This window comes from Nocardioides montaniterrae, assembly GCF_054782655.1.
This window is the reverse complement of the sequence record NZ_BAAGSB010000001.1, coordinates 611,598-631,911: the sequence shown is the minus strand read 5'-3', so window position 1 is coordinate 631,911 and position 20,314 is coordinate 611,598. Positions and strand designations below refer to the sequence as shown.

Genomic DNA, 20,314 nt, shown 5'->3' with positions numbered 1-20,314 from the left:
AAATTTCTACAACGTGAGGATCGTGACATGGCAGGTGTAGAGGGACGCGTCGTCATCGTGACCGGAGCGGGCGGTGGCCTCGGGCGTACCTATGCCCTGTTCCTGGCGAGCTGCGGCGCCAAGGTGGTCGTCAACGACCTCGGCGGCTCGCGCGACGGCAGCGGGGCGGGCTCGGCCATGGCCGATGCCGTCGTCGCCGAGATCGTCGCCGCGGGCGGCCAGGCCGTGGCGTCGTACGACTCCGTGGCGACCGAGGATGGCGCCCTGGCCATCGTGCAGACCGCGCTGGACGCGTTCGGTGCCGTGCACGGGCTCGTCAACAACGCCGGGATCCTGCGCGACATGTCCTTCGCCAAGATGGACTCCGACTCCTGGAAGCTGGTCCAGGCGGTCCACCTCGACGGTGGCTACTACATGTCCAAGGCCGTCTGGCCGCACTTCCGCGAGCAGGGCTTCGGCCGGATCGTGATGGCCTCGTCGACCAGTGGGCTGTTCGGCAACTTCGGCCAGGCCAACTACGGCGCGATGAAGGCCGGCCTCGTCGGTCTGCTCAACACGCTCGCGATCGAGGGCGCCCGCGACAACATCCTGGCCAACGCGATCGCCCCGATGGCCGCGACGCGGATGACCGCGGACATCGCCCCGGCCGAGCTGCTGGAGAAGCTGCCGCCGGAGTTCGTCGCTCCGGTCGTCGGCTACCTGCTCACCGAGGAGTCGACCGAGACCGGCTCGGTCTTCGTCGCCGGCGGCGGGCAGGTCTACCGCGTCGCCCAGTTCCAGAACGCCGGCGTGGTCTTCCCCGAGCCGCCGTCGCTCGGCGAGGTCGCTTCGCGGTGGGACGAGATCACCGACCTCACCGACGCCGTCGTCGGCAAGAACCCCGTCGGCTGACCGCTTGAGGTGCGCTGCGCCCGCACCTGGTGCGGGCGCAGCGCACCCTTGGCGTTCTCCACAGGCGCTCAGATCGAGGTGTCGCCGGGGGCGGCGGCCGGGCAGACCCTCTGGCATGACGAACCAGCGGCTGCTCGACTTCTACCGGTCGACCCAGTGCGGCGTGCTGGCCCGACGCCAGCTGGTCGAGGCCGGCCTCGACGATGACGACATCGCCCGGATGCTGCGTCGCCGCGAGCTGTGCCGTGTCCACCGCGGTGTGTACGTCGACCACACCGGCCCGCTCGCCCGGCGACAGCGGGAGTGGGCGGCGGTGCTCGCCGCCTGGCCGGCCGCGCTGAGCCACGAGTCGGCCGTGCCTGGGTTGACCTCGGACCGGATCCACCTTGCGATCGGGCTGCACCGGAGCGTCGCCCCGATGCGGGGCGTGCGCCTGCACGCGACCGCCGGCTTCGACGAGCGCGTCGACCGATCCTCGGCGCCGCCACGAGTACGGCCGCACCACGCCGTCGTCGACGTGATGACCGACCGGATCAGGGCCGGCGACGTCGCCGGTGCGTACGCCGCGCTGACGACCGCAACCTTCCGAGGAACCAGCGCCGACCGGGTCGAGCGGGCCCTGGCATCTCGCGCCCGGGTGCCTGGCCGGGCTCTCATCGCCGGGATGCTCGAGGACCTGCGCACCGGAGCCTGCTCGGTGCTCGAGCGCGGCTACCTCCAGCAGGTCGAGCGGGCGCACGGCCTGCCGGCTGCGGACCGGCAGCGGGCCAGCACGGCCACGGGTCGGCGTACGGTCCAGGACGTCAGGTACGAGCGCTTCGGTCTTGTCGTCGAGCTCGACGGACGTGGCTTCCACGACAACCCGCGGGCCCGCGATGCTGACGCGCGCCGCGACCTCGCCGAGCTGGCGGTCGACGACGCCCGCAGCGCCCGCGTGACCTACGGCCTCGTCTTCAACGAGGCCTGCCGCACTGCTGGGTGGATCGCTCAGGTCCTGAGGCGTGGGGGTTGGACCGGCGCCCTGCGCCGCTGCCCCGAGTGTCCTTGAGGTGCGCTGCGCCTGCACCAGGTGCAGGGCGAGCGCACCCTAGGCGCCGAGAACGGCGGCCGATCCCAGGAACCGATCGATCGTGATCCGAACGGCGATGCGCTCGGTGGAGGGGGAGGGCGGTCGGTAGCGGGCGGCGTACAGCGCGCAGGCGCGGGCGATCGCGGCCGGGTCGTCGAGGACCTCGCCGGTGCCACGGATGCTCGACCACCGTGCGCGGTCGACCTGGGTGACCGTCAGGCGTGGGTCGCGCAGGAGGTTGGCGACCTTCTGCGACGTACGCCGCGTGATGATCCACGCGCACTCCTGCTCGAGGTCGAGCGTGGCTCCGACCGGTACGGCGTGCGGGTGGCCGGTGCGGTCCAGGGTGCTGAGCGTGCAGAGGTGCCGCTCGGTCCAGAAGTCGCGCAGGGCCGCCGGCATCTCTGCCCACACGTCGGGTCGCCACGAGCTCATGGCCCGTGACCCTAGCCGTCCCTGGCGATCAGCGACCCGCGATGTCGCGGCCGATGATCTCCTTCATGATCTCGGTGGTGCCGCCGTAGATCGTCTGGATGCGGGTGTCGATGTAGGCCTTGCCGACGGCGTACTCCCGCATGAAGCCGTAGCCGCCGTGCAGCTGGAGGCAGCGGTCGACGGTGCGCTTCATGAGCTCGGAGATGTACCACTTGCCCTTGGCGGCCTCGACCGGCGTGAGGGTGCCCGCGTTGAAGGCGAGCACCGAGGCGTCCATGTACGCCTGGGCGATGTCGAGCTCGGTCTCCATCTCGGCCAGCGCGAAGCGGGTGGCCTGGAAGTCGACGAGCCGCTTGCCGAAGGCGGTGCGGTCCTGGAGGTAGGCGATCGTCTGGTCCAGCGTGGCGCGGGCCGTGGTGATCGACTGGTTGGAGACGCCGAGGCGCTCGCGGGGGAGGTGGCTCATCAGGTAGCGGAGCCCCTGGCCCTCCTCGCCGAGCAGGTTCTCGACCGGCACACGGGCGTCGGTGAAGTAGAGCTCGGCGGTGTCCTGCGCGGGCAGGCCGATCTTGTCCAGCTTGCGGCCGCGCTCGAAGCCCGGCGTCTTGTCGGCCTCGACCATCAGCAGGCTGAAGCCGTTCGAGCCGCCCTCGGGGTCGGTGCGCACGGCCAGCACGATCAGGTCGGCCATGATGCCCGACGAGATGAACGTCTTCTGGCCATTGACGACGTAGTGGTCGCCGTCTCGACGGGCCGACGTACGGATGCCCTGGAGGTCGGAGCCGGTGCCCGGCTCGGTCATCGCGAGCGCGCCGATCAGGTCGCCGGTGGCGAACGCGGGAAGCCAGCGCTTCTTCTGCTCCTCGTTGGCGCGGCCGAGGAGGTAGGCCAGGAAGAGGTCGTCCTGGAGGCCCAGGGTCACGCTGAAGGAGATCGCGTTGGCGCGGGCCACCTCCTCGCCGACGACGAGGCGGTAGCGGTAGTCGTCGACGCCGGCGCCGCCGTGCTCCTCGGGGATCTGCAGGCCGTAGAGGCCGGCCTCCGCGGCAGCCTTGAAGACCTCGCGGGGGATCCAGCGCTCGTCGTCCCACTGGTCCTTGTGCGGGACGACCTCCCGGGCCAGGAACTCCCGGACCGTCGCGCGGTAGGACTCGTGGTCGTCCTCGAACAGGGTGCGCTCCATCGTCGGCCGCCTCAGCCCAGTCGCTCGATGATGGTGACGTTGGCCTGGCCGCCGCCCTCGCACATGGTCTGCAGGCCGTAGCGGCCGCCGGTGCGCTCGAGCTCGTGCAGCATCGAGGTCATCAGGCGGGCGCCGGTGCAGCCGATCGGGTGACCGAGCGCGATCGCGCCGCCGTTGGGGTTGACCTTGGCGGGGTCGGCGTTGAGCTCCTTGTTCCAGGCGAGCACGACCGGGGCGAACGCCTCGTTGATCTCGACCACGTCGATGTCCTCGATGGTGAGACCGGTCTTCTTCAAGGCGTGCTGGGTGGCGGAGATGGGGGCCGAGAGCAGCATCACCGGGTCGTCGCCACGGACGGAGACGTGGTGGATGCGGGCGCGCGGGGTCAGGTTGTGCTCCGCGACCGCCTTCTCGGAGGCGATCAGCAGCGCGGCCGAGCCGTCGGAGATCTGCGACGCGACGGCCGCGGTCAGCACGCCGCCGGGCACCAGGGTGCGCAGCGAGGCCATCTTCTCCAGGGTGGTGTCGGGGCGCGGGCCCTCGTCGCGGGTGACCCCGGCGTACGCCGTGATCTCCTTGTCGTAGTAGCCGGCCTCGATCGCGGCGATCGCGCGCTGGTGGCTCTGGTAGGCCCAGGCCTCGCACTCCTCGCGGCTGATCTTCCAGTGCTCGGCCATCATCTCGGCGCCACGGAACTGGGAGATCTCCTGGTCGCCGTACCGAGCGAACCAGCCCTCCGAACCCGTCCACGGGTCGACCGAGCCGTACGGCTCGCCGGCGGCGAAGGCGGACAGGATGGGGAACTGGCTCATCTTCTGCACGCCACCGGCGACCACGAGGTCCTGGTAGCCGCTGGCGACACCCATCGCCGCGAAGCTGACGGCCTGCTGGGCCGAGCCGCACTGGCGGTCGATGGTCACGCCGGCGACGGTCTCCGGGAAGCCGGCGGCCAGCGCCGCCGTACGGGCGATGTCGCCCGCCTGGGCACCGATGTTGTCGAGGCAGCCGAGCACGACGTCGTCGATGGCGGCGGTGTCGATGCCGCTGCGGGTCGCGAGCTCCTTGAGGGAGTGGGCGGCGAGGTCGGCGGGGTGCACGTCGGCGAAGCCGCCTCCGCGGCGGCCGACGGGGGTGCGGACCGCTTCGACGATGTAGGCCTCGGACATGGATTCCTCCTGGATCGCGGTGACATTGACGCAAGTCTGGTTACGACTGTAATTTATTCTTGATTCAAAAGTCTAGGTGGAGCGAGGGTCCGAGATGCGCGTGTACGACGGCTTGGCTGAGTTCGCGAGGTCCGAGGGCGACGTCCTCGGTACGTCGGACTGGCTGGTGATCGAGCAGGAGCGGATCGACCGCTTCGCCGAGGCCACCGGCGACCACCAGTGGATCCACGTCGATGCCGAGCGCGCGAAGGACGGCCTGTTCGGCGCGACCATCGCGCACGGCTTCCTGACGCTCTCGCTGCTGCCCCCGCTGATCAACACGCTCTACCGCGTCGACAACGTGACGATGGCGGTCAACTACGGCCTCGACAAGGTGCGGTTCATGGCGCCGGTCCGGGTGGACAGCAAGATCCGGGCCACCGCCAGGGTCCTCACGGTCACGCCGCTGGACGGTGCGGTCCAGGCGGTGCTCGAGACCACCTTCGAGATCGACGGCTCGGAGAAGCCGGCCGCCGTCGTGCAGTCGATCGTGCGGTACTTCGGATGAGCGGCCTGCTGGACGGCCGCAGCGCCATCGTGACCGGTGCTGGTCAGGGCATCGGCCTGGCCATCGCGCGCACGCTGGTCGAGCACGGCGCCCGGGTCACGCTGGCCGACCTCGACGGCACGCGCGCCGAGGCGGCTGCCGCGGAGCTCGACGGCGATGCCCGCGGGGTCGCGTGCGACGTCACCGACGAGGACGACGTCTCCGCCCTGGTCGCCGGCCATGTCTCGGCGTACGGAGGCATCGACGTGCTCGTCAACAACGCCGGCATCACCCGCGACGCCTCGCTGCGGAAGATGACGCTGGAGAGCTTCCAGGCGGTCATCACCGTGCACCTGCAGGGCGCCTGGCTCGGCATCCGCGCGGTCAGCGAGGTGATGCGCGAGCAGAAGCGCGGCAGCATCATCAACATCAGCTCGATGTCGGGCAAGGTCGGCAACCCCGGCCAGACCAACTACAGCGCCGCCAAGGCCGGCATCGTCGGCATGACGAAGGCCGCGGCCAAGGAGCTCGCGCACCACGGTGTCCGCGTCAACGCCGTGCAGCCGGGCCTGATCCGCACGCCGATGACCGAGGCGATGACCCGGGAGGCGTACGCCGCCACCGAGGCGACCATCCCGATGCGTCGTGCCGGGGAGCCCGAGGAGATCGCGCAGGTCGTGGCGTTCCTGGCCTCGGACATGGCCAGCTACATGACCGGTGCCGTGCTCGAGGTCTCCGGTGGGCGGGGCATGTGATGGCCGCCCCCGTCCGCCTGGAGGTCGCCGACGGCGTCGCGCGGGTCTGGCTCGACCGGCCCGAGGCCCTCAACGCGGTGACCGTCGCGCTCGCCGAGGCGCTCGAGTGCGCGCTCCTCGCGGCCGGCGCCGACCCGTCGGTGCGGGTCGTGCTCGTTCGTGGTGCGGGTGGAAGCTTCTGCGCCGGAGGTGACTTCGACGAGGTGAGCCGGCTGCGGGCCGAGGGTCCCGAGGCCCTGCGCACGCTCTTCGTCGCGTTCGGTCGTGCCTGCGCCGCGATCACGAGGATCAGCCAGCCCGTCGTCGTCGCCGTGGAGGGGATGGCGATGGCCGGCGGGTTCGAGCTCATGCAGGCGGCCGACGTCGCGCTGGTGCGTGACGACGCCCGGATCTGCGACAACCACGTGAACTTCGGCATGGTCCCGGGCGGCGGCGGCAGCCAGCGACTGCCGCGGCTCGTCGGCCGCCAGCGTGCCCTCGGCCACCTGCTGTCCGGCGACCGGCTCTCCGGCGTCGAGGCCGTCGCGTGGGGCCTGGCCTACCGGTCGTACGCCGCCGCGGAGTTCGACGACGCGGTCGAGGCGTACGTCGCCAGGCTGGCCGGTCGCAGCGCGGCCTCCGTCGCGACCATCAAGCGGCTCGTGCGGGGCAGCGTCGACAACGACCTCGATGCCGGCCTCCAGGCGGAGATGACCGCCGTCGTCGACCACATCTCTGGGGAGGCCGGGGCCGCGAGCTTCGCCGCCTTCGCCGATCGGAAGGGGAAGTCATGAGCGACGAGATCACCGAGGGCCTGGTCCTCCTCGACATCACCGACGGGATCGCCCGGATCCGGCTCAACCGTCCTGAGGCGTCCAACGCCGTCGACGCCGACCTGCTGCGCGAGCTGCACGCCGCGGTGCTGCGGGTCCACGCCGAGCCGACCGTCCGGGTGGCGATCCTCAGCGGGGAGGGCCGCAACTTCTGCGCCGGCGGTGACGTGAAGACGTTCCTCGGCAAGGGGGACGGGCTGCCGGCGTACCTCCGCGAGGCGACCGCCTGGCTGCAGCTCGCGACCGCTGCGCTGATCCAGCTCAAGGCGCCGGTCATCGCGCAGGTGCAGGGCTTCGCCGCGGGTGGGGCCGGGTTCGGGTTCGTCTGCGCCGCCGACCTGGTCGTCGCAGCCGAGTCGTCCAAGTACTTCTCCGGTGCCGTCCGCGTCGGCATGGCGCCCGACGGTGGCACGACCGTCACGCTCGCTCGGATCGTGGGGCTCCGCAAGGCGCTCGACATCCTGCTGACCAACCCGACCCTCACGGCCGCGGAGGCATTGACCTTGGGCATCGTGAGCCGCGTCGTCCCCGACGACTCGCTCGCCGCCAGCGTCGACGCGCTCGCCGCGGACCTCGCTGCGCAGCCACCCCTCGGCCTCGCCGCCACCAAGCGGCTGGTCTGGGACGGGCTCGGCTCGACCGTCGCCGAGCGGATGCCCGAGGAGGCGCGCGTGGTCTCCGAGCTGTCCGCCACCGCCGACAGCCTCGAGGCGCTCGCCGCGGTGGTCGAGCGCCGCCCCGGCACGTACGTCGGCCGATGAGCACCGTCCTGGTCGTCGACTCCGGCGCGGTGCGGGTGATCACCCTCAACCGCCCCGAGCGCAAGAACGCGATCGACCTGCCCCTCCGCTACGCCCTGGCCGACGCGCTGGAGGCGGCGGACGCCGATCCGACGGTGCGGGCGATTGTGCTGACCGGCGCCGACGGAGCCTTCTGCTCGGGTGGCGACATCTCCACGATGCAGCGCGCCCCGCGCCACGAGACCACCGCGCGGGCCAACGCCGCGCAACGGGTCATCCGGGCGATCTGGGGCACACCGAAGCCCGTCGTCGCGGCGGTCGAGGGTCCGGCGTACGGCGCCGGCGCGGCCCTCGCCCTGGCCTGCGACCGGGTCGTCGCGGCGACCGACGCCGTCTTCGCGACCACCTTCACCGGTGTCGGGCTGGCCGGTGACATGGGCATCTTCGCGTCGCTGCCGGCCCGGGTCGGCGTGCCGCGGGCCCGCCAGATGCTGATGCTGGGCAGCAGGATCACGGCGGAGCAGGGCGAGCCCTACGGGCTCGTCGACCGACTCGTCGTACCGGGGGAGGCCCTCGATGCCGCCCTCGAGGACGCGCGGAAGCTCGCCGCGGGTCCGCCGCTCGCGCTCGGCGTGATCAAGCAGATGCTGACGGGGGAGACCCGCCACCCGCTCGCCGTGCTCGATCTCGAGGTCCGCAACCAGACGATGCTCTGGGACACCGACGACTTCGCCGAGGGTGTCGCCGCGTTCGCGGAGAAGCGCCGCCCCGTCTTCGGCGGCTGATCCCTCTCACGGAGATCGGTCTTGCCTCGGCGCCGCCTCTCTGTTTATTCTAATCTTAATTAAAAGAAGGAGTCGCGAGTGAGCACGATCGCAGCACGCCGGGCAGCGCTGGAGCAGCGCTTCGCCACGTGGCTGCCGCGCACCCTGGACTCCTGGCTGGACGTGTGCGCGGAGCAGTACGCCGACCGTGAGCTCGTCGTGACCGACGACCGCACGCTCACCTACGCCGAGGTGGCGGAGGAGTCCCGCGTTCTCGCCGACGGACTCGCCACCCTGGGTGTCGGGCCGGGGGACCGGGTCGGGCTGCTGATGGCCAACCACGCCGAGTTCGTCACCCTCAAGCTCGCCATCGCCCGCACCGGCGCGACCGCGATCCCCTTCAACTTCCTCTACCGAGCCGAGGAGCTGCGCTACGTGCTCGAGCAGTCCGGCTGCTCGGTGCTCGTCACGATGGCGGGCTTCGCCGGCCTCGACCACGCAGCGATGGTCGCCGAGGTGTCGCCGCCGACGCTGCGGCACGTGGTGGTCACGCCGCACGGTGGTCCCAGCGACGCGACACTCACCCTCGACGGCCTGATGGACCTCGGCCGCGCCAACTCCGGCGCGGCGGTGGCGACGCATGGCCCGCACGACGTCGGGGACATCCTCTACACGTCCGGCAGCACCGGATCGCCGAAGGGCGTCGAGGTCACCCACGACGCCGTGCTGCGGACGGCGTACGCCTCGGCCCTGACGCGTGCCTACGAGGACGGCCGCCGCATCCTCTTCTCGCTGCCCTGCTACCACATGTTCGGGTACGTCGAGGGCCTGCTGAGCGCCATGTACGTCGGAGGCGCCGTCGTCATGCTGCCCTCGTTCTCCGCCGAGGGGTACCTCCGCGCGGTCGAGCGGCATCGCGTCACCGACCTGCTCTGCGTGCCGACGATGGCGGTCGCGATGGTCGAGAGCCCCGTGCGCCACGAGGTCGGCCTGTCCACGCTGACCGCGCTGCTGTGCGGCTCCGCCCCGGCGCCGATCTGGCTGTGGGAGCAGGTCGAGCGCGAGCTCGGTGTCAGCGAGATCGTCACCGGCTACGGCATGACCGAGTGCGGCGGCGCGATGACGCTGACCCGTCCCGAGGACGACCTCCTGCTGACCTCGACCACGGTCGGGCGGCCCAAGATGGCCGGCTCCGCGGGCGTCGAGGGCAGCGGCGACCTCGTCGTCTATCGCACGATCGACCCCGTCACCGGCGAGGACCTGCCCGCGGGAGAGGTCGGTGAGCTCATCTCCGAGGGCCCCACCACGATGCTCGGCTACTACGCCAAGCCCGAGGAGACCGCGAAGGCGCTGCACGGCCGCGTGCTGCTCTCCGGCGACCTCGGGCGGGTGCGTCCCGACGGCTACCTCGAGCTCACCGGCCGGAGCAAGGAGCTCTACAAGTCCGGCGGAGAGCTGGTCATGCCCAAGGAGGTCGAGGACGTCCTGGCCGCGCATCCCGCGATCAGCCAGGTGTACGCCGTCGGCCTGGTCGACGACCGCTGGGGCGAGATCGGCTGCGCGGTCGTCGTACGAGCGCCCGACGGCGACCTCACCGCGGACGACGTGATCGCGCACGCCAAGGCGCACCTCGCCCGGTTCAAGGTCCCCAAGCGCGTCGTCTTCCTCGACGCCGACCAGCTGCCCACCACGGCGACCGGCAAGGTCCAGAAGTTCCGGCTGGTCGAGCTTGCCACCCAGCACGCACAGGCCTCAGCACAGCAAGGAGAAGGCGCATGACTGCAACGGTCCCCACGGTCGACGTGGAGGAGAGCCGGTACGACCGGCTGATCCAGCCCGCCCGCGTCCACGGCTCGCTCTACACAGACCCGACGATCTTCGCCGAGGAGCTCCGCAAGATCTGGCACCGGACCTGGGTCTTCGTCGGTCACGAGAGCGAGGTGCCGAAGCCGAACGACTACGTGCGCAAGCAGCTCGCGGACCAGGACGTCATCATGACGCGCGACAAGGAGGGCGAGGTCCACCTCCTCATCAACCGCTGCGCGCACCGCGGGCTCCAGGTCTGCGACGACAGCGCCGGCAATTCCAGCTCGTTCCGCTGCCCGTACCACGGCTGGACCTACCGCAACACCGGCGAGCTGCTGGGCTACCCCTACAACAAGGGATACGGCGGCAAGAACCAGCTGCCGCTCGGCATGGGCAAGGTCGCCCGGGTCGCCAGCTTCCAGGGCTTCGTGTTCGGGAGCCTCGCCGAGGACGGCCCCACCCTCGACGAGCACCTCGGTGCCGCCAAGGGCGAGATCGACCGGCTGGTCGGTCTCTCGCCGGAGGGCAAGGTCGCGCTCGACGCCGGCTGGCTGCGCCACCGGACCCGCTCCAACTGGAAGTTCCTGGCCGAGAACGAGACCGACGGCTACCACCCGCAGTTCGTGCACGGCTCGATCTTCGGCGTCACGGGAAGCCCGATCGGCGCGCTCTACAGCGACAACTCCACCGCCGTCACCCGCAACCTGGGCGACGGGCACAGCGAGAACGACCTGCGCCCCGAGTTCCGCGGCTTCGCCGAGCCGATGCGCTGGTTCGGCACCACGCCGGACCGCGTTCCGGCGTACGTCTCGAAGATGAAGGACGCGTTCGGCGAGGACGAGGCGAACCGGCGGATGATCGAGGGCGCGCCCCACGTGATGATCTTCCCGAACCTGTTCATCGCCGAGATCCAGGTCTTCAACATCCAGCCCGTCGGGGTCGGCGAGTGCGTGCAGTACTCCACCGCCGTGCAGCTCGCCGGCGGCGAGGAGCTCAACCAGCGGATGGTCTCGCAGTCGATCGGCTCGGTCGGACCGGCCGGCATGCTGCTGGCCGACGACACGGAGATGTACGAGCGCAACCAGCGGGGCGTCGAGATGGCCGACCCCGAGTGGCTCGACGTACGCCGGGGTCTCCTGCGCGAGAGCGTCGACGAGGACGGCTTCACCATCGGCGCCGCCACCGACGAGACCGGCATGCGCGGCTTCTGGAACCACTACAAGTCGTTGATGCTGGCGCCCGAAGGAAGTGACCGATGAGCACCATCGACGCGGCCCAGCTGCCGCCACGGCCCGACACCCTGGCCGAGCTGACCGACATCCCGAGCGGGTGGGAGGCCCGGGAGGTCGAGCAGTTCCTCTTCAAGGAGGCGCGGCTCGCGGACACCAACGACTACGACGGCTGGGAGGCGCTGTGGACCGACGACGCGCTCTACTGGGTGCCCGTCGACGGCGAGGGTGAGCACCCCCGCGCGAACGTCTCGATCATCTTCGACAACCGTTCGCGGATCCGCACGCGACTGCTGCAGGTCCGCACGGGCAAGCGCTACGCCCAAGCGCCGCCGTCGAACCTGCGCCGGATCATCGGCAACGTGGAGCTGCTGGGCGGCCGGACGTCGGCCGGCGGCGAGGTCGACCTCGAGGTCGGCGCCAACTTCATCGCCCTGGAGTCCCGCCCCCGCGGCAACAACATCTGGGGCGGTCGTACGACGTACCGCCTGCGCCGCGTCGACGGCCGGATCCGGCTCGTCTACAAGAAGGTCGTGCTGGTCGACAACGAGCGCGCCCTGCCCACCCTCGGCTTCCTGGTCTGAGTCCGGACATGCCGAAGCGGGTGGAGGTGCCGGGCAAGGGCGAGGTCGTGGAGAGCGAGTTCGCCTCGGTCGCCGTCCAGGTGGACACCGGGGCGAACGCGTTGCGGCTGCGCCTGGAGGACCTGCGGACCGGTCAGGTCCGCTACCTCGACGCGCTCGAGCTGGAGACCATCGTCTGGCTGCCGGAGGGGCGGCTGGAGGAGCTGCTGGACCCCTCGCGCGACCGGTGGCGCGGATGAGGCCACTCGACCTCTCGCGCTTCCTCCGCCCCGGTGACACGGTCACCTGGGGCCAGGCGTGCGCCGAGCCGACCACGCTCACCGAGCTGCTGGTCGCGCAGGCGCCCACGATCGGGCCCTTGCGCTGCTTCGTCGGGATCCCGGCGGAGTCGGTGGTGCGGGCCGACACGGTGGGTCCGGGGTTGGAGGTGCACTCCTACTGCGGCGCCGGGACGAACGCCGCGCTGCACACCGCGGAACGGCTGGAGATCTGGCCGGTCCACTACTCCACGCTGCCGCGGCTGCTGTCCGGCGGCACGCTGCACGCCGACGTCGTGCTGGTGCAGGTCTCGCCGGCGGACGAGCAGGGCCGGCACAGCCTGGGGCTGGCCGACGACTACTTCTCCGCAGCGCTCGACACCGCCCGCGTCGTCATCGCCGAGATCAACGACCAGGTGCCCTACACGCTCGGTGCGCGCACGCTGACTGCCGACGACCTCACCGCATCGATCCGTACGTCGAGGACGCCCGGTCAGATGCCGACGCCCGCGTTCTCCGCGGACACGGTCGGGGTCGCGCGCAACGTGGCGGCCATCGTGCCGGACGGTGCGACGCTGCAGTTCGGGATCGGTGCGCTGCCGGAGGCCGTGCTGGCCGAGCTGCGCGGCCACCGCGACCTCGGCATCCATTCCGGGATCATCAACGACACCGCCATGGAGCTGGTCGAGGCGGGCGTCGTCACCGGGGCGCACAAGACCCACGACCGCGGCATCGCCGTCGGCGGACTGCTCGGCGGGACCACGCGTCTCTTCCGGTGGGCCGACCGCAACCCGGCGCTGCAGCTGCGGTCGACGGCGTACACGCACGACCCGACGATCCTGGCGACCTCGCACCGGATGACCGCGATCAACGCCGCGATCGAGGTCGACCTCACCGGTCAGGTCAACGCCGAGCTCGCTGCCGACCGTTACGTCGGTGCCGTCGGTGGGGCCGTGGACTTCCTGCGCGGCGCGGCATGCTCGCGCGGCGGCGTACCGATCGTGGCGCTGCCCTCGACCGCGCGCGGCGTCGGGCGGATCGTGTCGCGGCTGTCGGGGCCGGTCTCCACGCCGCGCTCCGAGGGCATCGTCGTCGTCACCGAGCACGGCTCCGCGGACCTCCGCGGAGCGACCTTGAGCCAGCGGGTGGAGCGGATGATCGCCATCGCCCACCCGGACCTGCGAGCAGACCTCGACGCCAGGGCGGACACCGTCCTCGCGTCGGTGAGGAGCCCTTCATGACCACCCGTCGCGTCGCCATCGTCTCGCCGCTACGAACCGCCGTCGGCGCGTTCGGTGGTGCGCTGCGACCCGTGCCCGCCGAGGACCTCGCCGCCGCGATCCTCCGCGCCCTGGTGGAGCGCTCCGGCATCGACCCGGCGCGGATCGAGGACGTCGCGTTCGCGCAGTCCTACGCGAACTCGGAGGCGCCGTGCATCGGGCGGTGGGCCGCCCTCAACGCGGGGCTGCCGATCGAGGTGCCCGGCTTCCAGCTCGACCGCCGCTGCGGCGGGGGCCTGCAGGCCGTCGTCACCGCCGCGATGATGGTGCAGACCGGTGCGGCCGACGTCGTCGTCGCCGGTGGCGTGGAGTCGATGAGCAACATCGAGCACTACACGACCACCGCGCGCTGGGGCTCGCGCTCGGGCAACCAGACCCTCTACGACCGGTTGGACCGGGGGCGCGAGCGCTCGCAGCCGTCGTGGCGGTTCGGGCCGATCAGTGGGATGATCGAGACGGCCGAGAACCTCGCTGTGCAGTACGGCATCGGCCGGGAGGAGTCCGACGCGTTCTCGGTGCGTTCGCACCAGCGCGCCGCTGCCGCCTGGCAGTCCGGCGTCTTCGCCGACGAGGTCGTGCCCGTGTCGGTGCCGCAGCGTCGTGGGGATGCTGTCGTCGTCGACCGGGACGAGGGCGTGCGACCCGACTCCTCGATGGAGACGCTCGGTGGCCTGCGGGTGATCCAGCCCGGGGGCACCGTGACGGCCGGCAACGCCGCGCAGCAGAACGACGCCGCCGCGGCCTGCCTGGTCGTCGCCGAGGACAAGCTCGACGAGCTCGGCCTCGAGCCGATCGCGTGGTTCGAGGGGTGGGCCGCCGCCGGGGTGGATCCCTCGGTGATGGGGATCGGCCCCGTGGCTGCGGTCGAGCGCCTGTTCGCCAAGACCGGCGTCGGCTTCGACGACCTCGACCTGATCGAGGTCAACGAGGCGTTCGCGGTCCAGGTGCTCGCCGTGCTCTCCGGCTGGGGGCTCACGCTCGACGAGGTCGACTCGCGTCTCAACGTCAACGGCTCCGGCATCTCGCTGGGGCACCCGATCGGCGCGACCGGCGTACGCATCCTCACGACGATGCTGCACGAGCTCGACCGCCGTGGTGGCGGACTGGCGCTGGAGACGATGTGCATCGGTGGCGGCCAGGGCATCGCCGCGCTGTTCCGTGGGGTGTCGGCATGATCGGGGTCCTGGCGTACGGCGCCTACCTCCCGGCGTACCGCCTCGGGGGCGACAGCGGCGTGCGCTCGCCGCGCGTCGTGGCCTCGTTCGACGAGGACGCCACCACGATGGCGGTCGAGGCGGCGCTGTCGATGGCGTCCTCTGGTGCTCCCAGGTCGTTGTGGTGGGCCAGCTCGACGCCGCCGTACCTCGACAAGACCAACGCCTCCGCCGTCCACGCCGCGCTGCGCCTGCCGTCCTCGGTGCCGGCCGCCGACCTTGTCGGCACGGCGCGCTCGACGTTCGCCGCCCTGCGTGCGGGTCTGGGTGCCGGCGGCCTGGTGGTCGCGGCCGACGTACGCGTCGGCAAGCCGGGATCGCTCGACGAGCGCGCAGGTGGGGACGGTGCGGCCGCGCTGCTGCTCGGCGAGGGGGCGATCCTCGCTGAGGTGCTCGGGACGGCGTCGGAGACCGTCGAGCTCCTCGACCGCTGGCGTGCGCCCTCCGCGGCGACCGGAGAGCAGTGGGAGGAGCGCTTCGGCTTCGAGCAGTACGCCGACCTGGTGCGCTCGGTCGCCGGTCGACTGCTCGACGGTGCCGGCCTGACCGAGGCCGACCACGTCGTCGTCACCAGTGCCAACCCCGGCATCACCAAGCGCGCGGGCGCGGTCGTGAAGGGCGTCCGGTCCTCGACCGGGTCGCCGATCGGCTTCTCGGGAGCCGCCGATCCGCTGCTCGGCCTGGCTGCCGTGCTGGACGTGGCGGGTCCCGGGGAGACGGTGCTCGTGCTCTCGGCGTACGACGGCTGCGACGGGATCCTGCTGCGGACCACCGACCTCCTGGCGTCGCGACGGGCCGCCCGATCGGTGGCCTCCCAGCTCGGAGCCGGACGCGAGGTGCCGTACCCGACGTACCTCTCCTGGCGCGGGCTGCTCTACCGCGAGCTGCCGCGCCGGCCCGAGCCCGAGCGCCCGGCCGGGCCACCGTCGTCGCGCGCCGGTGCCTGGAAGTTCGGCTTCACCGGCTCGCGCTGCACCGAGTGCGGCTTCCTGCACCTGCCGCCGCTACGGGTCTGCCGGGCGTGCTCGGCGACCGATGCGATGACGCCGGTCTCCGGCGCCGACCTGACCGGCGCGGTCGCGACGTACACCGTCGACCGGCTGGCCTTCTCCCCCTCGCCGCCGGTGATCGACGTGGTCGTCGACTTCGAGGGCGGCGGGCGTACGACGCTCGAGGTCGCTGATGCCGATCCTTCGGTCGTGACCGTCGGCGCCCCCGTGGGACTCGCCTTCCGGCGGCTCTTCACCGCGGGCAACGTGCACAACTACTTCTGGAAGGCCCGGGTCCTCTGATGGGCAGCAACGGCATCGCGGACAAGGTCGCCATCGTCGGGATGGGCTGCACCCGCTTCGGAGAGCGCTGGGAGTCGTCGACCGACGACCTGCTGCTCGAGGCGGTGGGGGAGTGCCTGACCTCGGCCGGGGTGGAGCGCGACGACATCGATGCGTTCTGGCTCGGCACGCTGTCGTCCGGCCAGTCCGGCTTGGTTCTCTCTCGACCGCTGGGGCTGGACTACAAGCCGGTCACCCGCGTCGAGAACTACTGCGCGACGGGCTCGGAGTCGTTCCGCAACGCCTGCTACGCCGTCGCGTCCGGTGCCTATGACCGCGTCATGGCGGTCGGTGTCGAGAAGCTCAAGGACTCCGGGTTCTCCGGGCTCCTGCGCGGTGACCCGCCTTCCGACGGCACCGCCTCCGAGCTGTCGATGACCGCGCCGGCGGCGTTCTCGCTGCTCGACCCGGCGTACACCACCAAGTACGGCGTCGACCCGACCGCGATGCGCGAGGCGATGACCCACGTCGCCTGGAAGAACCACGTCAACGGTGCGCGCAACCCGAAGGCGCAGTTCCAGAAGGAGGTCTCGCGCGAGACCATCGACGGCGCGGCACGGGTCGCCGGGCGGCTCGGGATCTTCGACTGCTCGGGCGTCTCCGACGGCGCCGCGGCGGCGATGATCGTGCCCGCGGAGGCGGCCTACGACTACACGGACCGGCCGATCTTCGTGAAGGCGCTGGCCCTGGCCGCCGGCCCGATGCGCGGCGGGCTGGACCCGGCGTACGACTTCACCAGCTTTCCGGAGGTGCGGGCCGCTGCTGCGGACGCCTACGCGCAGGCGGGCATCACCGACCCCCGCTCGCAGATCTCGCTCGCCGAGGTCCACGACTGCTTCACCCCGACCGAGATCCTGCTGATGGAGGACCTCGGCTTCACCTCGGCCGGCCAGGCGTGGAGGGACGTTCTCGACGGGGCCTTCGACGCTGGTGGGCGATTGCCGGTGAACGTCGACGGCGGGCTGAAGTCGTTCGGTCATCCCGTCGGCGCCTCCGGTCTGCGGATGCTCTACGAGGCCTGGCTGCAGCTGCGCGGCGACGCGGATGAGCGGCAGCTCTCCGCTCCGCGGACCGCGCTCACGCACAACCTCGGCGGTCGGCCGGGTGGGAGTGTGTCGTTCGTGTCGGTCGTCGGGGCTGAGCTCGGCCTCGTGGGTTGAGGAGCCCGAGCTGCTAGGAGAGGGCGTGTCGAAACCAACTTCGTGGCTGGTCGTGGCTGGTCGGTGTTCTGCGTCGTCGACTGGCGGCCGCGCGGTAGCACGCCGCTCCCCGCCGTCAAGGATCCTCGCTTCGCTCGGCCCGCTTCGCGGCCGCCTGCGGCGGTCCTTGACCGCGGGTCCCTGGCGGCGTGCTGACGGCGCGGTTGTCGGCGGCTCGCTTCGCTCGCGCTGCCGCTGACGCGGCCGCCCCGGATGATCGCTGCTGCGTTCGAAAAACATCGAAATCAACCGAAAAACATTGCCGAAAAATGTTCAAGGCCCCTGGGATCGGGGCAGGACTCAGGTATGTCGGCAGCACGCACTCTGGACCACCCGCTCCTCGCGGGTATTGGTGGTGCGCGCCGGTCCCTTTCCAGTGTTGCGGACGTGCAGCCGGTCTATCTCGCGCCGGCGGTGAAGAGGGACGCGCTCCTCGAGATCACGGCCGCGAAGGCCCAGCTCGACGAGCTCGAGATGCGGGTCCTCGCGGCCTCCGAGGACCTCGCCCAGGACGTGGGCGCGCGCGACGCCGGCCAGTGGCTCGCGAACGAGACGCATCTCGACCCGAGATCCGGCCAGGCCGAGCTGAGGCTCGCCCGGGCCCTCGGCGAGAACTGCTCCGCGGTCGCTGAGGCGATGCGAGCCGGGCGGGTGAGTCGGGCCCAGGCGCAGGTCATCGTCGCTGCCCTCGACCACCTTCCTCCCGAGGTCGACCACCTCACCAGGAAGCGTGCCGAGAAGCACCTCGTCGAGCTCGCCGGCCAGTTCGGACCGCGCGAGCTCCGGGCTCTGGGCGATCGGATCCTGGCTGTCGTCGCGCCGGAGGTCGCGGACGAGGCGGATGCGAAGGCACTGGAGCGCGAGGAACGGTCTGCCCGGGTGAAGACGTCGATCCGGTTCAAGCGTCTCGGTGACGGGATCACCCGGATCATCGGCCAGGTACCCGACGCGATCGCCGTACGCCTCGAGACCTACCTCGACTCGTTCTCCTCGCCCAGGGTCTCGACCGGCGAACGCATCCCCCGGAACAACCGACTCGGCCAGGCCTTCTGCTCTCTGCTCGAGCACCTCGACCCCACCAAGCTGCCCGACCACGGCGGCGACGCCACCACCGTGATGGTCGCCGTGACGATCAGCCTCGACGACCTGCGACGCGACCTCGCCACCGCCGGGATCATCGGCTCCCTCGACGGCGACCTCCGCATCACCGCTGACGAGGCCCGGCGACTCGCCTGCACCGCCAAGATCATCCCCGTCGTCCTCGGCGGCAAGAGCGAGATCCTCGACCTCGGCCGGGCCCAGCGGTTGTTCAACTCGGCCCAGCGCAAGGCGGTGCGCCTGCGCGACAAGCAGTGCCGCGCGGAGGGCTGCTCGATCCCCGCGACCTGGTGCGAGGCACATCATTCAGAGCCGTGGTCCCGCGGCGGGAAGACCGACCTCGCCGACGGCGTCCTGCTTTGCAGCCATCATCACCACGTCGCCCACGACCCGCGGATGGCTCATGAGGTGATGCCGACCGGCGCCTGGAAGTTCCATCGCCGGCCCTAGACCGACCGAGCGGGCGCGCCCTCTTCCAATCCTTCGCGCGCAACCCCAGCGAGCACCTCCGCGGCGTACGCGCCGAACCGTCCACGGCGACCACCAACCGCGACCACAGCGACCCGCATCCCACGACCGGGGTCGCCACTGCGGCGGGCAACCACCGTCACACCGACCAGTCACGGCAGGGGATGTCTCTCGACGCCCAGACCGACCCGGGCTCCGCGCAAGCCGAGGGCGTCGACCAGGCGGACAGGGCCGGCCGGCCTTGCTCAATCCTGATCATTTAATCTATATTCAATTTTATGAACGAGCCGACCGTCGAGCTGGCGAGCGCCCGCACCCTCGTGGAGAGCCTCTACGCGGCGCTGGCGGCCGGCGATGTCGTGGGCATCACGGACCGCCTCGCCGACGACTTCGTCGGCCACCTGACGCCGGCCCTGCCGTTCGGCATCGGGGGAGGGCACGCGGGGGCCGCGGCGATGATCCGAGACGGCTGGTTCCGGTTCGGGGAGCACTGGCGCGTGCGGACGTTCCCTGACGACTTCACCCTGCTGCCTGACGGCAGGCTCCAGGTCAACGGGAGCTACCGCGGAAGGGGCCGGGAGAGCGGCACTCCCTTCGAGGCCTGGTTCATCCACACCTGGACCCTCCGCAACGGCCGGGTCGCCGGCCTCACCCAGCTCACCGACACGGCGGCCTTCGTCGCCGCGCTCGACGAGCCCGCCCCCCTGGAGACCATCGATCTCACCGTCGACCAGGGGCTCGCCACGCTGAGGCTGAACCGTCCCGAGGTTCGCAACGCCATCGACCGGCGCCTTGCCGACGAGCTCCTCGTCGCGGCGCGTCGCATCGCGGCGGACCCGAGCGTGCGCGCGCTCCTCATCTGTGGCAGCGGTCCCGACCTCACCGTCGGCGGCGACATCGCCTACTTCACCCACAACGCCGGCGAGGATCTCCCCGGCCTCCTCCAGGCGATGACCACCCCGTTCCACCAGGCCTTCGAGGTGCTCGCGACGCTCGACGTCCCGATCGTCACGGTGGCCCGCGGCGCGGTCGCCGGCGGCGGGATCGGTCTGGCCTACGCCGGCGACATCCTCGTGGCGGCCGACGACACCCGCTTCGTCACCGCGTTCGGCCACCTCGGTCTCAGCGGCGACGGCGGCGGCACCTGGCACCTGCCCCGCCGGATCGGCCCGGCCCGCGCCGCGGCGGCGTACCTCCTCAACCGGCCGATCACCGCCCAGCAGGCCCTCGACTGGGGCCTCGTCGCTGAGGTCGTCCCGGTCGCTGACGTCGAAGACCGCGCCATGACGCTCGCCCGCCAGCTCGCGCAGGGCCCCACCAGGGCGTACGCCGGCATGCGCCGACTGCTCCGCGAGTCCTGGGACCGCAGCCTGCCCGACCAGCTCCGCGCCGAGATCGACGAGCTCGCGGCCACGGCCGCCACCGACGACGCGCACCAGGCGATCCAGGCGTTCCTCGCCAAGCAGCGCCCCGAGTTCACCGGCCACTGAGCCGGAGCAAGGAGAAC

General features: G+C 71.4%; 20 protein-coding genes. 17 read left to right on the top strand and 3 right to left on the bottom strand.

Annotation, left to right across the window (positions count from 1 at the left end):
• The first annotated feature begins 27 nt into the window (after nucleotides 1-27).
• Nucleotides 28-891 (top strand): SDR family oxidoreductase, encoded by an 864-nt coding sequence (locus tag ACYVJ3_RS03340; RefSeq protein WP_460851067.1) that lies wholly within the window; start codon nucleotides 28-30, stop codon nucleotides 889-891.
• A gap of 115 nt (nucleotides 892-1,006) precedes the next feature.
• A complete protein-coding gene (locus ACYVJ3_RS03335; RefSeq protein ID WP_460851066.1) occupies nucleotides 1,007-1,939 on the top strand; it encodes a hypothetical protein in 933 nt (310 codons plus the stop codon).
• Nucleotides 1,940-1,978: 39 nt separating this feature from the next.
• Here the strand turns inward: ACYVJ3_RS03335 and ACYVJ3_RS03330 are convergent, their stop codons facing one another.
• From ACYVJ3_RS03330 to ACYVJ3_RS03320, 3 genes are read right to left on the bottom strand one after another with little or no spacing between them, the layout of a single operon-like run.
• The gene (locus ACYVJ3_RS03330) at nucleotides 1,979-2,395 is read right to left on the bottom strand and encodes a pyridoxamine 5'-phosphate oxidase family protein (protein ID WP_460851065.1); all 417 of its coding nucleotides are present in this window, start codon (nucleotides 2,393-2,395) and stop codon (nucleotides 1,979-1,981) included.
• A gap of 28 nt (nucleotides 2,396-2,423) precedes the next feature.
• Nucleotides 2,424-3,578, bottom strand: a complete 1,155-nt coding sequence (locus ACYVJ3_RS03325; protein WP_460851064.1) for an acyl-CoA dehydrogenase family protein — start codon at nucleotides 3,576-3,578, stop codon at nucleotides 2,424-2,426.
• Between the two features lie 11 nt (nucleotides 3,579-3,589).
• Nucleotides 3,590-4,744: an acetyl-CoA C-acetyltransferase gene (locus ACYVJ3_RS03320; protein WP_460851063.1), complete on the bottom strand. Its 1,155-nt coding sequence runs from the start codon at nucleotides 4,742-4,744 to the stop codon at nucleotides 3,590-3,592.
• A gap of 94 nt (nucleotides 4,745-4,838) precedes the next feature.
• Here ACYVJ3_RS03320 and ACYVJ3_RS03315 point away from each other — a divergent pair, with 94 nt between their 5' ends.
• The 15 genes from ACYVJ3_RS03315 (at nucleotide 4,839) to ACYVJ3_RS03245 (ending at nucleotide 20,297) form a co-directional block, all read left to right on the top strand.
• Nucleotides 4,839-5,291 carry a MaoC family dehydratase gene (locus tag ACYVJ3_RS03315; protein ID WP_460851062.1) on the top strand — a complete coding sequence of 151 codons (453 nt, stop codon included), beginning with the start codon at nucleotides 4,839-4,841 and terminating at the stop codon, nucleotides 5,289-5,291.
• Nucleotides 5,288-6,025 carry a 3-oxoacyl-ACP reductase FabG gene (gene fabG, locus ACYVJ3_RS03310; RefSeq protein ID WP_460851061.1) on the top strand — a complete coding sequence of 246 codons (738 nt, stop codon included), beginning with the start codon at nucleotides 5,288-5,290 and terminating at the stop codon, nucleotides 6,023-6,025. Before ACYVJ3_RS03315 ends, fabG begins: the two co-directional genes overlap by 4 nt.
• Nucleotides 6,025-6,798 (top strand): enoyl-CoA hydratase/isomerase family protein, encoded by a 774-nt coding sequence (locus tag ACYVJ3_RS03305; RefSeq protein ID WP_460851060.1) that lies wholly within the window; start codon nucleotides 6,025-6,027, stop codon nucleotides 6,796-6,798. Before fabG ends, ACYVJ3_RS03305 begins: the two co-directional genes overlap by 1 nt.
• Nucleotides 6,795-7,598, top strand: a complete 804-nt coding sequence (locus tag ACYVJ3_RS03300) for an enoyl-CoA hydratase/isomerase family protein (RefSeq protein WP_460851059.1) — start codon at nucleotides 6,795-6,797, stop codon at nucleotides 7,596-7,598. Before ACYVJ3_RS03305 ends, ACYVJ3_RS03300 begins: the two co-directional genes overlap by 4 nt.
• The gene (locus ACYVJ3_RS03295) at nucleotides 7,595-8,362 is read left to right on the top strand and encodes an enoyl-CoA hydratase/isomerase family protein (protein WP_460851058.1); all 768 of its coding nucleotides are present in this window, start codon (nucleotides 7,595-7,597) and stop codon (nucleotides 8,360-8,362) included. The genes ACYVJ3_RS03300 and ACYVJ3_RS03295 overlap by 4 nt, the downstream gene beginning before the upstream one ends.
• Before the next feature lie 78 nt (nucleotides 8,363-8,440).
• The gene (locus ACYVJ3_RS03290; protein WP_460851057.1) at nucleotides 8,441-10,120 is read left to right on the top strand and encodes a class I adenylate-forming enzyme family protein; all 1,680 of its coding nucleotides are present in this window, start codon (nucleotides 8,441-8,443) and stop codon (nucleotides 10,118-10,120) included.
• Nucleotides 10,117-11,406: an aromatic ring-hydroxylating oxygenase subunit alpha gene (locus ACYVJ3_RS03285; protein WP_460851056.1), complete on the top strand. Its 1,290-nt coding sequence runs from the start codon at nucleotides 10,117-10,119 to the stop codon at nucleotides 11,404-11,406. The genes ACYVJ3_RS03290 and ACYVJ3_RS03285 overlap by 4 nt, the downstream gene beginning before the upstream one ends.
• Entirely contained in the window at nucleotides 11,403-11,960 is a 558-nt protein-coding gene (locus tag ACYVJ3_RS03280; protein WP_460851055.1) for an aromatic-ring-hydroxylating dioxygenase subunit beta, read from the top strand. Before ACYVJ3_RS03285 ends, ACYVJ3_RS03280 begins: the two co-directional genes overlap by 4 nt.
• Before the next feature lie 8 nt (nucleotides 11,961-11,968).
• Entirely contained in the window at nucleotides 11,969-12,199 is a 231-nt protein-coding gene (locus tag ACYVJ3_RS03275; RefSeq protein WP_460851054.1) for a hypothetical protein, read from the top strand.
• Complete coding sequence (locus ACYVJ3_RS03270; protein WP_460851053.1) at nucleotides 12,196-13,458, top strand: acetyl-CoA hydrolase/transferase family protein; 1,263 nt, start codon at nucleotides 12,196-12,198, stop codon at nucleotides 13,456-13,458. Before ACYVJ3_RS03275 ends, ACYVJ3_RS03270 begins: the two co-directional genes overlap by 4 nt.
• Nucleotides 13,455-14,672, top strand: a complete 1,218-nt coding sequence (locus ACYVJ3_RS03265; RefSeq protein ID WP_460851052.1) for an acetyl-CoA C-acetyltransferase — start codon at nucleotides 13,455-13,457, stop codon at nucleotides 14,670-14,672. Before ACYVJ3_RS03270 ends, ACYVJ3_RS03265 begins: the two co-directional genes overlap by 4 nt.
• On the top strand, nucleotides 14,669-16,003 hold the full coding sequence (locus ACYVJ3_RS03260; RefSeq protein WP_460851051.1) for an OB-fold domain-containing protein: 1,335 nt from the start codon (nucleotides 14,669-14,671) through the stop codon (nucleotides 16,001-16,003). Before ACYVJ3_RS03265 ends, ACYVJ3_RS03260 begins: the two co-directional genes overlap by 4 nt.
• Nucleotides 16,003-17,202: an acetyl-CoA acetyltransferase gene (locus tag ACYVJ3_RS03255; RefSeq protein WP_460851050.1), complete on the top strand. Its 1,200-nt coding sequence runs from the start codon at nucleotides 16,003-16,005 to the stop codon at nucleotides 17,200-17,202. The genes ACYVJ3_RS03260 and ACYVJ3_RS03255 overlap by 1 nt, the downstream gene beginning before the upstream one ends.
• A gap of 426 nt (nucleotides 17,203-17,628) precedes the next feature.
• A complete protein-coding gene (locus ACYVJ3_RS03250) occupies nucleotides 17,629-18,789 on the top strand; it encodes an HNH endonuclease signature motif containing protein (RefSeq protein WP_460851049.1) in 1,161 nt (386 codons plus the stop codon).
• Nucleotides 18,790-19,085: 296 nt separating this feature from the next.
• The gene (locus ACYVJ3_RS03245) at nucleotides 19,086-20,297 is read left to right on the top strand and encodes an enoyl-CoA hydratase-related protein (protein ID WP_460851048.1); all 1,212 of its coding nucleotides are present in this window, start codon (nucleotides 19,086-19,088) and stop codon (nucleotides 20,295-20,297) included.
• The last annotated feature ends 17 nt before the right edge of the window (nucleotides 20,298-20,314 follow it).